This is a genomic window from Bulleidia extructa W1219 (genome assembly GCF_000177375.1).
GTDB classification, from domain to species: Bacteria; Bacillota_I; Bacilli_A; order Erysipelotrichales; family Erysipelotrichaceae; genus Bulleidia; species Bulleidia extructa.
In genome coordinates, this window is sequence record NZ_ADFR01000014.1 from 70110 (window position 1) to 83755 (window position 13646).

The 13646-nt window shown below is 35.9% G+C and carries 10 protein-coding genes; all 10 read left to right on the forward strand.

The window, feature by feature from the left end; genetic code table 11:
• Positions 1-173: 173 nt before the first annotated feature.
• Positions 174-3107: an AAA family ATPase gene (locus HMPREF9013_RS05795; RefSeq protein ID WP_006627451.1), complete on the forward strand. Its 2934-nt coding sequence runs from the start codon at positions 174-176 to the stop codon at positions 3105-3107.
• Entirely contained in the window at positions 3104-4075 is a 972-nt protein-coding gene (gene ftsY / locus HMPREF9013_RS05800; RefSeq protein ID WP_006627452.1) for a signal recognition particle-docking protein FtsY, read from the forward strand. The genes HMPREF9013_RS05795 and ftsY overlap by 4 nt, the downstream gene beginning before the upstream one ends.
• The gene (locus HMPREF9013_RS05805) at positions 4065-4370 is read left to right on the forward strand and encodes a sigma factor-like helix-turn-helix DNA-binding protein (RefSeq protein WP_006627453.1); all 306 of its coding nucleotides are present in this window, start codon (positions 4065-4067) and stop codon (positions 4368-4370) included. Before ftsY ends, HMPREF9013_RS05805 begins: the two co-directional genes overlap by 11 nt.
• Positions 4371-4383: 13 nt before the next feature.
• Positions 4384-5580 carry an acetate/propionate family kinase gene (locus HMPREF9013_RS05810; protein ID WP_006627454.1) on the forward strand — a complete coding sequence of 399 codons (1197 nt, stop codon included), beginning with the start codon at positions 4384-4386 and terminating at the stop codon, positions 5578-5580.
• A gap of 3 nt (positions 5581-5583) precedes the next feature.
• Positions 5584-6549 carry a DHH family phosphoesterase gene (locus HMPREF9013_RS05815; protein WP_006627455.1) on the forward strand — a complete coding sequence of 322 codons (966 nt, stop codon included), beginning with the start codon at positions 5584-5586 and terminating at the stop codon, positions 6547-6549.
• Positions 6550-6609: 60 nt separating this feature from the next.
• Entirely contained in the window at positions 6610-7887 is a 1278-nt protein-coding gene (locus tag HMPREF9013_RS05820) for a DEAD/DEAH box helicase (RefSeq protein ID WP_006627456.1), read from the forward strand.
• A gap of 29 nt (positions 7888-7916) precedes the next feature.
• A complete protein-coding gene (locus tag HMPREF9013_RS05825; protein WP_006627457.1) occupies positions 7917-9971 on the forward strand; it encodes an elongation factor G in 2055 nt (684 codons plus the stop codon).
• A gap of 41 nt (positions 9972-10012) precedes the next feature.
• A complete protein-coding gene (locus tag HMPREF9013_RS05830) occupies positions 10013-10408 on the forward strand; it encodes an NYN domain-containing protein (protein ID WP_156780648.1) in 396 nt (131 codons plus the stop codon).
• Between the two features lie 89 nt (positions 10409-10497).
• Positions 10498-11085, forward strand: coding sequence for a hypothetical protein (locus HMPREF9013_RS05835; protein ID WP_006627459.1), 588 nt, complete (start codon positions 10498-10500; stop codon positions 11083-11085).
• A gap of 18 nt (positions 11086-11103) precedes the next feature.
• Positions 11104-13646, forward strand: a 2543-nt coding sequence (locus HMPREF9013_RS07265; RefSeq protein WP_006627460.1) for a glucosaminidase domain-containing protein, incomplete at its 3' end; no start/stop codon positions are given.

The window sequence follows — 13646 nt, forward strand, 5'->3', positions numbered from 1 at the left end:
CTTTTGGTATGGCGTTTTGTTCTGAAAACATTCTAGCGGATTCAATCGCTTTTTTCTATACTTTGAAGTTTTATATCTATTGTTCAGGCAAGGAAAGAAGGTAGGAGATTTCTAGAAGTCTAACCATAGACATGGGAATTTTGGTATAATAGTCTAGATTGTAGGAGAATAACATGTTCTTAAAAAGAGTAGAAATGCAGGGTTTTAAATCTTTTGCGGATAAGACAGTGATTGAGTTCAACCATCCGATTACCGGTATTGTAGGACCTAATGGCTGTGGAAAATCGAATATCACCGATGCGATTCGTTGGGTTTTAGGTGAGCAAAGCGCGAAAAGTATGCGTGGTGATAAGATGAATGATGTTATTTTTGCGGGTTCGGCAAATCGTCGGAAAGTAAATCTTGCTGAAGTCACATTGGTTTTTGATAATAGTGATCATATTTTAAATCAACAGGAAGGAGAGGTGGAAGTCACCCGTCGTTTATATCGTGAAAGCGGTGAAGCGAATTATTTAATCAATCATCGTCCGGTTCGGTTGAAAGATATCGTTGATTTATTTTTAGATACAGGCTTAGGAAAAGATTCGTTATCCATTATTTCGCAAGGAAATGTCTTATCGTTTGCGGAAAGCAAACCCATTGAGAGAAGAAGTATTTTTGAAGAAGCGGCTGGTGTTGCTAAGTATAAAAAACGAAAACTGGAAACATTATCTCGTTTAGAACGTAGTGAGCAAAATTTAGAACAAAATCGACTTGTTTTATCCGAATTGGAGAAACAAGTTTCTCCATTAAAGCGTCAAGCTAAAAAAGCAGAACTTTATCGCGAAAAAAAACAACGTCTTCAAAAAATTGAAATTTCTGTTTTAGTCAATTCGATTCAATCTCTTTACGAAGACTTAGAGGCTTTAGATCAGCAACTTTTTGAAATCAATACTAAAAAAACGGTTTGTCAAACGGATATTGAAGTTGGGGAAAGTCAAATTCAAGTTTGGCGTAAAGAAATCCATGAAATGGATCATCGGGTTCAAAAATTGCAGGATGAATTGATGAATGCCAATAATTCCATCGTGGCTTTAGAAGCGAGAAAGAGCGAATGGGAAGAGAAGAGTAAATACATCCTGGAAGTAGGGGATGCGAAGCAACGTCAGCAGGAATTACAACATCTTTATCAAAATGCTAAATTAGAGTATGAAGATCGCTTAGCTCGTCAAAACAGCTATGAACAAGCCATTCAGTTGAGTCAAAATCAATTAGCTTCTATTTCAACAGAATTATTAGATTATAAAAATGAACTGGATATTTCCTCTTTTCGTTATCAAAAAATGGAAAATCAACTTCAAGTCTTGGAACAACTTCAGAAAAATCCGTTTAATCATCATGCGGGGTTAAAGGCAATTGTGGAACATCAAAGTTCTTTGAATGGCATCATCGGGGTCATTGGTCAATTGATTCAAGTGCAGCCTAACTATGAAGAAGCGATTTCTACGGCTTTAGGAGGAGCGATTCACCAGGTCTTAACGGAAAATGAAGTAGCGGCTCGTCATGCGATTGATTTTTTAAAACGTAACCAAGCAGGGCGTTGTACTTTTTTACCGTTGACGGTTTGTCAAGCTCGCTATATTTCAAAAGAAGTGTTAACGATTGCACAAAATCAAGACGGCTATTTGGGCTTAGCTAGTGATTATGTTCATATTGATGAAAAATATCAGGCTGTGGTGGCGGCGTTATTGCAAAATGTCTTGGTGGTTGAAAATTTAGAAAAAGGGAATATCCTTTCATCTTTGATACATCGTCAATATAAGATTGTGACTTTGGATGGTGAAGTGATTCATCGTGGCGGTTCTATGACGGGTGGTCGGTTTAAACAAGAAACAAATTTGATGACCATCAAGAAAGAATTTCATGCTGTTAGAGCTAATTTAGAAGCTTTATTGGCTAAACGAGAATTGGCACAAAAGAAATATGAAAAAGGTGAGGCCGATCGGAAAAAAGTCGCGTCTATCTTAGAAGAAAATCGGTTATCCCTTGCCTCATTATTGCCAGTCGTAGAAGCTAAAAAGGCAAGAATGGATAAATATCATGCGGATTTAGAACTTTTAGGTCAACATGATCAGAAAAAAGAAGAGGGTCCTTCTTTTATCTTTGATTTGAATGAAGCTTATCAAATGCGAGATGAGGTAACCAAAAAGATTCAATCCCTTCGTCAAGAACGTTATCAGCTGGGAAATCAATTAGAAAGAAAAGAAGCGCAACTTCGTCAAAAACGTTCAGAATTAAATGATGTTCAACAAGATAGTCATCATTTAGAAATTGAAAAATCAAAACAAGAAACAAAGTTGGAAACCAATTTACAACGCCTATCTTCCGAATATCAAATGACGTATCAATTTGCAAAAAAGAAGGTAGATGTTCACGATTTTAAGCAAGAAGAAATGGAAGTACAACAGCTTCGACAAGATATTGAAGCTTTGGGAAATATCAATATGGAAGCTCCAGAACAATATGCGGAAGTGAATGAACGTTATGAACTGTTGGAAAAACACATTCAAGAAATTGAAACATCTATTGAACAATTATTGAAGGCTGTGGATGAAATGGATGAGGTGATGAAAAAACAATTTGAAGAAACCTTTATTCAAGTCAATGAAGCTTTTGGAGAAACTTTCAGTGCGATTTATGGCGGTGGTAAAGCCTTTTTACGCTTACAAGATCCGGATGATTTATTGGGAACGGGAATTGAAATTTTTGCTCAACCGCCCGGAAAGACCGTCCATAACAATCTATTGTTTTCAGGAGGAGAAAAGAGCTTGATAGCTTTATCGGTTTTATTTGCGATCTTAAAAGTAAAACCAATTCCACTAGTTATTTTAGATGAAGTTGAAGCGGCTTTAGATCCGGCCAATGTTTCTCGTTTTGCACAATATTTGACGCACTATGTGGAAAAAAGTCAATTTTTGGTGGTAACTCATCGTCCGGGAACCATGGAAAAAGCAGATGTTTTATATGGCGTCACAATGCAACAACAAGGGGTTTCTTCTTTATTGAAAGTCAACTTGGTAGAAGCGATTCATTATGGAGCGGATGATAAGAAAGGGGATGGAGAATGAGTTTTTTAGATAGTTTAAAAGCGGCTTTTCATAAAAAAGAGGACCAGGCGACATACCTATCGGGATTTAAGAAATCCAACCAGAGCTTTGGTGATAAATTGGGCCAGATGAAATATCGTTTTAAAGGAGTGGATGATGCTTTTTTAGAACAACTGACGATTATTTTATTAGAAGCTGATGTAGGGATTCATACAGCGGATTACATTTGTGAACAGTTGAAAATGAAATGTAAAGAATATCCGTCCATTACATTTCAATGGGCTATGAATTTTTTGATAGAAACGATGCAGGAAGTGTATGAAAAGGTGGCGGATACACCGATTCAATTCAATTCGAATGGACCGACGGTCTTTTTGTTAGAAGGTGTGAATGGATCCGGCAAAACAACAACAACAGCGAAACTTGGATATTCTTTTCTAAAGCAAGGTAAAAAAGTGGCTTTTACAGCTGCGGATACCTTTCGAGCTGGGGCCATTGAACAATTAAAAGAATGGGGAAATCGATTAGGGATTCCGGTAATCGCCGGTAAAGAAAATGGTGACCCAAGTGCTGCTATTGTGGATGGTTGTCGGTATGCTAAGGAAAATCAAGTGGATATTCTTTTATGTGATACAGCCGGTCGGCTTCAAAATAAAGTGAATCTAATGGCTGAACTTAGTAAAATGAATAAAGTAGCCGGACGAGAAATTTCAGGAGCCCCTCATAATACTTGGTTGGTTTTAGATGCGACCACCGGACAAAACGGTTTATCTCAAGCTAAAATTTTTGCTGAAAGTACACAATTAAGCGGAATTATCTTAACAAAAATGGATGGGACAGCCAAGGGAGGAATCGTATTAGCGATTAAACACCAATTGCATATTCCTGTTCTATACTTGGGTTTAGGTGAAAAACAAGAAGATTTGCGACCATTTGATTTACAATCGTATTTATATAGTATTTCGAAAGGATTGGAAGATGTCCGATAAACTATACTATGATCAATTATTAGATTTTTACGAAGAACTATTAAGTCAAAGCCAACAAGAGATGGTGAAATATTATTATCGCCAAGATTTATCTTTACAAGAAATCAGTGAGCTAGAAGGTGTGTCTAGATCGGCTATTTATGATCGTTTGAAACGAATACGCTTAGAATTGGATCATTTAGAAAAAGTGTTGGGGTTATATCGAAAAAAAGAAAAAAGGAATCAAATATTGACACAAATCAAGGAACGAGTAGATTTCGAAGTTTGGGAAAAATTAACTCAATTAGAAGACTGAAGTAGGAGGGTATATGACAAAAGTAATTTCAGTAAATTCAGGTTCATCATCATTAAAGTTTCAATTATTTAACATGCCTAGTCATGTTGTCTTGGCTTCTGGACAAGCAGAAAGAATCGGTCAGGAAATGGGGATTTTCACCATTAAATTCGCGGATCAAAAAGACAGTTTAAAAGTGGCTTTGCCAAATCATAAGATAGCGGTGGATATTTTATTAAAGGCTTTGGTGGATAAGAAAATTGTTGAAAATTTAGATGAGATCAAGGGGGCTGGCCATCGTATTGTCCAAGGTGGTGCTTATTTTGATCAATCGGTTGTGGTGGATGAAGAAGTTGTTCGAAAAGTAGATGAGTTAGGGGTTTTAGCTCCTTTGCATAATCCGGCACATTTAGTTTGTTATCAAGCCTTTAAAGAAGCTTTACCTAAGATTGGTCATGTATTTGTCTTTGATACGGCTTTTCATCAAACCATGACACCCGAATCCTATTTGTTTGCGACTCCTTATGAATGGTATGAAAAGTATGCGATTCGTCGCTATGGGGCTCATGGCACTTCTCATCAGTATGTGAATTGCAGAACTGCCGAATTAATGAAAGAAGATGTGCACCAATTGAATATGATTACTTGTCATTTAGGAAACGGGGCTTCTATTACGGCCATTAAGAATGGTAAATGTGTCAATACTTCAATGGGATTAACTCCTTTAGGGGGGATTATGATGGGGACTCGTTCAGGGGATCTGGATCCTTCTGTGGTTTTCTATATGGCCAAGAAGTTAAACTGTACACCAGAAGAAATGGATGTGTATTTGAATAAAAAATCAGGCATGTTAGGTGTGTCCGGTATCAGTTCAGATGCTCGCGATATTCAAGCAGCATTGGAACAAGGAAATCCTCGCGCTCAATTGACAGTAGATATTTATACCAATCGGGCAATCAATGTGATTGGTGGCTATTATATGCAATTAGGACATGTAGATGCGATCGCTTTTACCGCAGGTCTGGGTGAAAACGATACCCAAACTCGGGAAAGAATTTTAAAAGGTCTTGAAGAAGGAATGGGCTTATCCATTGATTATGAATTGAATCATCAAATTCGAGGTAAAGAATGGTTGATTTCTAAACCGGATTCCAAAGTTAAGGTTTATGTGGTGCCTACTAATGAAGAATTGGTGATTGCAAAGGATACGGTTCGTTTGTTAGGCTTGTAAGATATGAAAAAGTTTTATCTTGAAAAAGCAAGAGAATTTCTGGAAAAAATAGAATCTTTTTCTTCTATTTGTGTCTTTCGGCATGAACATCCTGATTGTGATGCTTTGGGAGCACAGTTCGGTTTATGCACTTGGTTAAAAACCTATTTTCCTTCTAAGAAGGTTTATGCATTAGGATCGGAAACCAGTGATCAATTTGACTTTCCTAAACTGGATGTTGTTCAGGATTCCATTATTGAAAAATCTCTAGCGATTGTGGTCGATACAGCGAATCGAGAAAGGGTTGATGACCAACGATTTCAAAAAGCAAAAGAAATTCTAAAAATCGATCATCATTTAAAGGTGGATGATTTTGGAAATACTCAAATTGTTTTGGAAGGTTGTGCAGCGACTTGCCAAATTCTGACATTATTAATATATGGTTTGAAAGAGTATCCATTAACCAAAGAAATTGCTACTTATCTTTATACGGGAATAGTAACGGATAGTTTAAATTTTACGGCGAATTATACGGATTCTGATACTTTATTAGCAGCCAGCTATTTATTGGAACTTGGTTTAGATCCATCTAAACTTAGTCAGCGGTTGTTTGATCAAGACTTTGCGTCTTTGAAGTTTAAATCATTTTTATTCTCTAAGATTAAGCTTTATCAAGATCACATTGCGTATGTTATTTTGGAACAGCAAGATTTAGATCAATGGCATATTTCTGCTTCAGAAGCCCGATCTAAAGTGAATACGTTAGCCGGTATTAAGGAATTTTGGATATGGGTCTTATTTACGTATGATCAAGAAACAGGATATTATGCGGCTTCCTTGCGTTCAAAACAAATATCTATTCATGAGGTGGCGAATGCTTATCATGGTGGTGGTCACCAGAATGCTTGTGGGGTGAAGAACCTTTCAAAAAAGGATATTGAGTCTTTATTACAAGATTTAAAGCAATTAATAAAGAGCGTTCCAGAGTGAATGCTTTTTATTTTGTCCTAAATAGAGTATGCTTAACAAGTTAAGAAACTGAGGTAATCAATGACATTTAATGAATTCAATTTAAGAAAGCCTTTACTAGATTCTTTGGCAAAGGCAAGCTATAAAAAACCAAGTCCTATTCAAGAAAAAGGGATTCCAATTTTATTAGAAGGAAGTGATCTGATTGCATGCGCCCAAACGGGGACAGGAAAAACGGCGACTTTTGCATTGCCGATTTTAAATTCCTTATCAAAAGAAAAGAATCATTCTATCCGAGCATTGATTTTAACACCAACGAGGGAATTAGCGACACAAATTTTTGAGAATATTAAGATGTTTGGTCGCTATATGCATTTAAGAGCTTGTTGCGTTTATGGAGGATCTCCAGCAGCTCCTCAATTAAAAGCCATTCGAAGTGGTTGTGATATTTTAATCGCCACTCCCGGCCGTTTGCTAGATTATCTTGCTCATGGAAAAATTTCTTTGCGGCATATTGAGTTTTTGGTGTTAGATGAAGCTGATCGGATGTTGGATATGGGATTTATTGCAGATGTTCGTAAAATTGTTCAACAAATTCCAAATGATCGAATAACCGCATTATTTTCAGCCACTATGCCTAAAGAAATTCAAGAGTTGGCTAGGGATATTTTAAAAAATCCGAAGGAAGTTCGAATTGAAGCAGAAAAATTTACAGCTTCAACTATTGATCAATATTTGATTTATACAGAGAAATCTAGTAAGAAAAAAGTTTTAGTGAACTTATTAAACACGGAATCCATTAAAAAAACGATTGTTTTTACTCGAACAAAAATAGGAGCGGATCGATTGGAGAAATACTTAAAAGAGAAAGAAATAGCTTGTTTGGTCATTCATGGTGATAAAACACAAGGGCAACGTTTAAATGCGTTACAACGTTTTCGAACCAATCAAATTCGTATTTTAATTGCAACGGATGTAGCGGCAAGGGGAATTGATATTAAAGATATTTCTCATGTCATTAATTTTGACTTACCGGAAGATATAGAAAACTATGTCCATCGTATTGGTAGAACAGGAAGGGCTAAACAAGAAGGAGTATCTATTTCTTTAGTTTGCAAAGAAGAATTGAATTTATTAGCGAATATCGAAAGCTATATTCAATTCCAGATACCTCTGAAACAAAATTTGTATTCTTTACCATTAGAAAGAAAGAAAAAAAGGAAATCAAGTATTCATAAAACCACTAGGAAAAAAGAACGATTTTCTAATCAGAAAAAAAGATCTAAGAAAAAGAGTTTTCATGAAGGACTCATTCCTCAAAAAGGAATCTCACCAAAGAGCAAACAAAAAAGAAAGTAAGCTTACTTTTTTATCGTTATAATAAAAGCATGTTAAAAAGGATGGTTTTGGGAATATTGGCACATGTCGATGCCGGTAAAACTACATTGGTTGAGAATATTCTTTTTCAAACAAAGGTCACTAAAAAATTAGGAAGAGTGGATCATCACGATTCTTTTTTAGATGATGATCAACAAGAAAGAACGAGAGGCATTACGATTTATAGTAAAGAAACTTTTTTCTCCTATCAAAATAGTGAATTTTATTTATTAGATACACCAGGACATACGGATTTTGTTAGTGAAATGGAAAGAACGTTATCTGTTTTGGATATAGCCATCATCTTAATTAATGGTCAAGATGGCGTTCAATCCCATACCAGAACTATTTGGAAAATGGTTGAAAAGCATCATATTCCCACTATTCTTTTTGTGAATAAAATGGATATTTCTCACTTTCAAAAAGAGGAACTTCTTCAGTCTATCCATCAAAATTTAACGATTTCCTGCTTGGATTGGGATGGTGATCAACGAGAAGAAGAACTGATCCTTTCCAGTGATTTTCTGTTAGAGGTTTATGAAAAAAAAGGATCTTTAGATGAGGAAAGTATTCAAAAAGGATTTCAAAATCGTTCTTTTTTTCCTGTTTTATTTGGATCGGCTTTAAAAGGAAATGGAGTGGTCGAATTATTGGAATTACTCAATGATTTGACTCAGAATAAACAGTATCCTGAAACATTCGGTGGTATCGTATACAAAGTTACCAGTGACATGAATGGTGGCCTATTAACACATGTGAAGCTGACAGGTGGATCTCTTCGGGTAAAAGAGAGGATAGAACCATATGGTAAAATTGATCAAATTCGTCTTTATCAAGGTTCTTCTTATGAAGTCATAGAAGAAGCGAAAGCCGGGATGATCGTGACTTTAAAAGGATTAGAAAAGATAAAAGTAGGTATCGGCTTAGGTTATGAAATGAATCAGAGTTCGCCCAGTATTCAAGCTTGTATGATTTATCGATTGTTATATCCTAAAAATGCGAATTTATTAGTTTTAAAAACTTCGTTAAATCGTTTGTCTTTAGAAGATCCAAGTTTAAAAGTGGTGATAGAAGAACAGCAAGATATCCAAATCCATTTGATGGGTCAACTCCAAAAAGAAATATTGGCTAAACGGATTTATGAATTATGTCAAGTGGAGGTAACCTTCGATACAGGGCACATTGTTTATTTAGAAACAATTAAAGACACGGTAAATGGAGTTGGTCATTTTGAACCGCCACATCATTATGCTGAAGTTCATTTGAAATTAAGCCCTTTGAAAAGGGGCATGGGGATTCAAATTGAAAATCAAATTTCGGTGGATGTTTTGCCTAAGCCATTTCTGAAAGCCATAGTATCTATTTTAGAAGAAAAGAATTTTTATGGTGTGCTAACCAATGCTTGTTTAACTGACTTAAAAATTTCGTTAATAGGCGCTAAAGGATCATTGAAACTGACAACAAGTGGCGATTTTCGCCAAGCGGTGAGAAGGGCTATTCGGCAAGCTTTGATGAAAGCGGAGAATCTGTTATTAGAACCGTATCTTCAATTTGAAATTCGGATACCACAAACATTTTTATCCAAAGTTTTATTTGATTTAGAAAATCGTTTTGCACAGGTGGAAGTAGAAAACATGTATAACGAATGGATACGAATTCAAGGAAAAGCCCCAGTTTCTACAATGATGGATTATCAGATAGTTATGTTATCCAGCACAAAAGGATTAGGACGTTATGAATTTGAACTGATTGGATATGATGTTTGTCATCATACAAAAGAAGTCATTTGCGAAAAAAATTATGATCCTGAGTTAGATATCCAAAACCCAAGTTCTTCTATATTTTGTACTCACAAAACAAGCTATACAGTGAAATGGGATCAGGTAGAAGAGAAGATGAATCTTCACTTGGAAAAAGGAAATGCTTCTATCTCTTTTCATCATCCATCTATTAAAATTGAGGAAGAAGAATTAAAACGAATCTTTGAACGGGCAAATTCAAATAATCGAAATCAACATAAAATCATGACGAAAAAAATACAAGAAAAAAAGAAAAGGCAAGGGTGATTTCTCATCTTCCTAAGGTCTTAATTGTGGATGGTTACAATATGATTTTTTCTTGGCAAAGGTTTCAAATGGACGGTAGTTTAATGGTAAAAAGAGAAGAATTGGTGGAGGTTCTTTTTAACTACCAAGCGTATATAAAAGAATCAATTTTGTTAGTATTTGATGGTTATCGAGTCAAAGAGAGCCAAGGCAATCGATACCAAAAAGAGAATATGACCATTATTTATACAGCAGAATCACAAACGGCGGATGCGTATATTGAAAAATACGTCTATGAGCATCATCATGAATTTGATTTTGAAGTGGCTTCTTCTGATGCTTTAATTCAAAATGCGGTTTTTGCGAATGGAGCGAAACGTGTTTCGGCTAGAGAATTGGAAAATCGAATTGAGTTAGCGAATAATCGATTACAAGAGCTGTTGGAAAGGAAGCTATAAACCGGATTTTGTATCAAGGGTGAAGTAGAGAACTATTAGGTGTTTTATTCATACTGAGCTATAATAAATAAAATAGGAGGATTTTATTCATGAAGAAAATCCATATTTCTATTGTGATAGTGGTGATTGTTATCGCTTGTTGGATGGCATTTTTCTACTTAAAAAAACAGTCTGAACCCGGGGCTAAAAATTCATCATCTTCCGAAGTTCAGAAACAAGAATCGCTTAAAAAGAAAGAGGATCATTCTTCGAAAATTCAAGAAGAAAAAAAAGATATTGTTCAAGTTGTTCAGGATAAGAAGAAAAATAGGTTTCAAGTCTACGGCTTAAAAGAAATTGATAAAGCAAAGCTTTTAGCCAATGGAAAAGACGCAAATCTACCTTCAACAGCCAGGGTTTTTGTGGTGGCAGTAAAAGCTAAAGAAATAAAAACCATGAATTTAAAGATTGTAAAAGCTACTTTAACAGCGACGGATCATACAGTCTATCAGGCGGAAGGGACTTCTATTTCTACAAAAACAATGATGAATATTGTAGGACAAGATTTAAACAACTTTTCTCAAGGAATGTTATTTTTTATTGCATTAGATCCAGGGCATACGTTAAAAAAGGGGAAAGGAACTATGACCTTTACCTTAAGCAATCAGGAAGTTGTAACATTAGATGTGGAATTTTAAAAGAAAGGAAACCGATTAGTGAATTTAAAGAAAAAAATCGCTTGTATTTCATTGAGTTTTATTTGTGCTTTGATTTTATTGCCAAATCGTTTTACCAGTGTAAAAGCTGCAAATCCTTATCGTATGAATTGCTCGAATTTTGAAGTGGCTTTAGCGAAAGTGGATTCCAAGAAACAGGGCTATTTTGAAAAAGTGGGTTGTTATGCGTCTTTTGATGCAGCAAAATCTGTTATGAAGGAAAAGGGTCATGCAGCGGTGGTTCGTCATTCCAGCATGGATTCCAGCAATAAAATCATAGCTATGAATACAGGAGTCGTGTATACTGATGTGTCTTCTAGCCATTTGGCTCTTTTAAAAATGGTTGGTCATAGCGGTCATATTACTTATGCCCGAAGCAATCGAATGGCTTTTTATCATGACACATTCCATTATGATAACGGGCATGGTGATGTATGGTTGACTCTTAGTGGATTTAAAGGAACCACTGACATTCATAATTTGGAATTTGTGCCGATGGTTTGGATGAATAATGGTACCTATTCTTATGTGAATGGAGCATCAGTCACTAAAGAGGTTCCGTATTTTAGTGCTTATACAAGTCAGGGCCGCAAAGAAATCCTATTTACCGCCAAAGATCAGGTGGGTAATACTTATTTTAATGCAGCGTTTGGAATCGCTCCTTCTTGGATGAAAGAAAATAAACGCTATTATTCTTCCAATGATATAGATTTTTATGAAGATCCGCAATTAACGAAATATAGCGGTACTTACTATAACTACTATCAATTTTTACCATTGCGAACCAAATCAAAAATTCCGGCTTCAAAATATAATGAATTTTTAAAGAAGATGGGAAAAAATTCTTCTTCGAAGTTATGGAATACGGGTGATCTTTTTGTGAAGGCACAAGAACATTTTGGCTTAAATGCTTTAATGGTCTTTTCACAAGCTTGTGTAGAATCCGCTTATGGAAATAGCTACTTAGCTACCAATAGAAATAATCTCTTTGGTTGGAAAGCATATGATTCTAATCCTAATGGGGCTACCGGGTATGCCAGTGTGAAACAGTGTATTGATCAAGCCTTTCGCGATAATATACGAGATTATGTCAGTACAAATGAGCCGGTGTATTATGGTGAACATTTCGGGAATAAAGGATCTGGTATTACTATGAAGTACGCTTCCAGCACGACCTATGGTTTAACGGTTGCGGCAGTAGCCTATTCTTTCGATAAGTTTGCCGGTTTGGTGGATCATCAATCTGTTCATTTTGGAGTGTTAAAAGATAAGAATGTGAATGTGTATAATCAACCAAGCAACAAAGCAAATGTACTCTATAAAGCTGGTTATGGGATGGATAATGCCAGTCCTTATTATAACAATCATGTGGTGGCTGTATTAGGCACTTTTAAAGACTACTATAAAATTCAATCCACCGATTATCATGATGGTTCCAAGGTCATTACTTCTAGAAATAATCATAGTGATCGAGCTTATGATTGGAACCAAATGATTGGCTATGTTAAAAAGAGTGATTTACAGTTAGTCACCGATTCTGATAAAAAAACCGGTTGGGTTGATAGGAATGGGAAAAAGTATTGGTTTAATGAAAAAGGGAAACCCGAACCCGGTTGGAAAACGATTCAGGGAAATCGTTATTGGTTCCATCTGGATGGTCGAGCTGAAACGGGATGGTCTCCTATAGATGGCAAGATATACCATTTTGGTCCAGATGGGAAGATGGAAAGTGGGTGGTTTTCATACAAAGGTCATCTGTATTATTTAAACACCATAGAAGATGGTCATATGGAAACCGGATGGGCTCGCATAGCGGGGTATAAATATCACTTTGGATCCGATGGTAAATTAGACACCGGATGGTTTCATTATGGAGGAAATACTTATTATCTAGATCCAAAATCTAATGGACGAATGGTGACGGGTAAAGTGACTATCGATGGTAAAGATTATGTATTTGGCGAAGATGGTGTTTTAGTGCAAAAAAATGGTTGGAAACAAATCAACGGAAAGAAATATTGGTTTAATGAAAAGGGGGAACCCGAACCCGGTTGGAAAGATATAGATGGAAAACGGTATTGGTTTTATCCAGACGGTCAAGTAGAAACGGGGTGGCGAACGATTGAGGGTAAAAAATACCATTTCAATGATGCCGGAGAATTGGACTATGGTTGGTTTACTTATCAAGGAAATCAGTATTATCTAAATCCTGAATTAAACGGCGCTACTCAAACTGGTTGGAAGGAAATTAAGGGTGAACTATATTGGTTTTATCCGGATGGAAAAATGGAGACAGGATGGAGTTCTATTGCAGGAGAACAATATCACTTTAAACCGGATGGTCGATTAGATACCGGTTGGTTTGAATATAAAGGAAATCGGTATTATTTAGACCCTAAGTCTAAAGGCCGTATGGTAAAAGGATTGTTTCAAATTAACCAAAAAACATATTATTTCGATGAAAAAGGATGGATGAAAAACGACGGTTGGCATACTATAAACGGTCATCGATATTGGTTTACTGTAGAAGGCTATGCCGAAGT

What these genes read in the sequence shown, in the direction of transcription:
- HMPREF9013_RS05825 (WP_006627457.1), top strand. Translation starts at nt 7,917, where the DNA reads ATGTTAAAAAGGATGGTTTTGGGAATATTGGCACATGTCGATGCCGGT.
- HMPREF9013_RS05795 (WP_006627451.1), top strand. Translation starts at nt 174, where the DNA reads ATGTTCTTAAAAAGAGTAGAAATGCAGGGTTTTAAATCTTTTGCGGAT.
- HMPREF9013_RS05815 (WP_006627455.1), top strand. Translation starts at nt 5,584, where the DNA reads ATGAAAAAGTTTTATCTTGAAAAAGCAAGAGAATTTCTGGAAAAAATA.
- HMPREF9013_RS05810 (WP_006627454.1), top strand. Translation starts at nt 4,384, where the DNA reads ATGACAAAAGTAATTTCAGTAAATTCAGGTTCATCATCATTAAAGTTT.
- HMPREF9013_RS05830 (WP_156780648.1), top strand. Translation starts at nt 10,013, where the DNA reads ATGATTTTTTCTTGGCAAAGGTTTCAAATGGACGGTAGTTTAATGGTA.
- HMPREF9013_RS05805 (WP_006627453.1), top strand. Translation starts at nt 4,065, where the DNA reads ATGTCCGATAAACTATACTATGATCAATTATTAGATTTTTACGAAGAA.
- HMPREF9013_RS05835 (WP_006627459.1), top strand. Translation starts at nt 10,498, where the DNA reads ATGAAGAAAATCCATATTTCTATTGTGATAGTGGTGATTGTTATCGCT.
- HMPREF9013_RS05820 (WP_006627456.1), top strand. Translation starts at nt 6,610, where the DNA reads ATGACATTTAATGAATTCAATTTAAGAAAGCCTTTACTAGATTCTTTG.
- ftsY (WP_006627452.1), top strand. Translation starts at nt 3,104, where the DNA reads ATGAGTTTTTTAGATAGTTTAAAAGCGGCTTTTCATAAAAAAGAGGAC.